Annotated in this window: 1 protein-coding gene; it reads right to left on the minus strand. The window is 64.4% G+C overall.

The window, feature by feature from the left end; all coding sequences use genetic code 11:
- Window positions 1-115 precede the first annotated feature (115 nt).
- Window positions 116-985 (minus strand): IS5 family transposase, encoded by an 870-nt coding sequence (locus tag ACIQ7Q_RS34945; RefSeq protein WP_403871510.1) that lies wholly within the window; start codon window positions 983-985, stop codon window positions 116-118.
- Window positions 986-1310 lie beyond the last annotated feature (325 nt).

Consider the following 1310-nt stretch of genomic DNA (forward strand, 5'->3'; position numbering starts at 1 on the left):
AATCAACGCGCATCTCCAGCAGCACGAGCACCACAACCCGGCGGTCTGAAAATCGCTGGATACACGGGCAGTCCAGGCGAAAACGACCTCTAAGAGGTCGTTTCATCCTGTTGTTTCATCCCTGGATGTGGCTTTGATGTGCTGGTGTCGGGTCGCGCCAGGTGATGGTGTTCTCGCCGGTGAGTCGGCGGGTCACGAGGTCGGTCATGGCTAGTTGGATCATGGCTTCGGAGCGGTGGGGGTGGGTTTCGTAGTCGCGGGCCAGGCGGCGGTGAAGCATGAGCCAGCCGTAGGTCCGCTCGACTGCCCAGCGTTTCGGGATGGGGGTGAACCCTTTGGCGCCGGGCATGCGTTGGACGACCTCGAGGTCGATGCCGAGAGTGGCGGCGTGCTCGACGAAGTGCCTGCGGTAGCCGCCGTCGACCCAGACCTTGCGCAGGCCAGGATGGTCAGCGGCGGCCTGGTCCAGGAGCGTGCGGCCGGCGGTCGAGTCCTGGACGCTCGCCGCCGTGACCAGCACCGCCAGCAGCAGGCCGAGGGTGTCGGTGATGATGCTGCGTTTGCGGCCCACGATCTTCTTGCCCGCGTCGATGCCCTGGCTCTTGGCTGGGACGGAGGTGGAGGTCTTGACGCTCTGCGCGTCAATCACACAGGCCGAGGGCTCGGGGCTCTTCCCTTCCTGCTGGCGCACCAACTCTCTCAGCAGGCCGTTGAGCTGGGCGAAGACACCATCCTTTTGCCATCTGGCGAAGTAGCCGTAGACGCTCTGATGCGGCGGGAAGTCGTGCGGGAGGTAGGCCCACTGGCAGCCGGTGCGGTCCACATAGAGGATCGCGTTCATGATCTCGCGCAGGTCATGCCGTGGAGGCCGGCCAAAATCCAGAGCCCGACCGCGGCGTTCGAAGCGCCAGGCGGACAGCACCGGCTCGATCAACTCCCAGCGCGCATCGGACAGATCACTTGGATACGCACGACGTTCCGTCATGACCTGGGCATACCGCCGTCCGGGGGCGTGCGCCCAGGCGTGCAACCTGCCGCGTCGAAGCACGGGACAGACTCGGGCGTCCTGGAATGAGACAGGCGCAAGCAGCACACCGCCCCGTTCATCACACCGCCAGCCTCAGCACGCAGAGCCGCCACCACAGCCTCACCAGCAACACATCGATGGGCAGAACAAACCATCCCAGAGAACCGCACCCAAGGTGAAAACGACCTCTCAGAGGTCGTTTTCGCCTGGACTGCCCGTGTATCCAGCGATTTTCAGACCGCCGGGTTGTGGTGCTCGTGCTGCTGGAGATGCGCGTTGATTC

The organism is Streptomyces sp. NPDC096176, assembly GCF_044763255.1.
Taxonomy (GTDB): Bacteria; Actinomycetota; Actinomycetes; order Streptomycetales; family Streptomycetaceae; genus Streptomyces.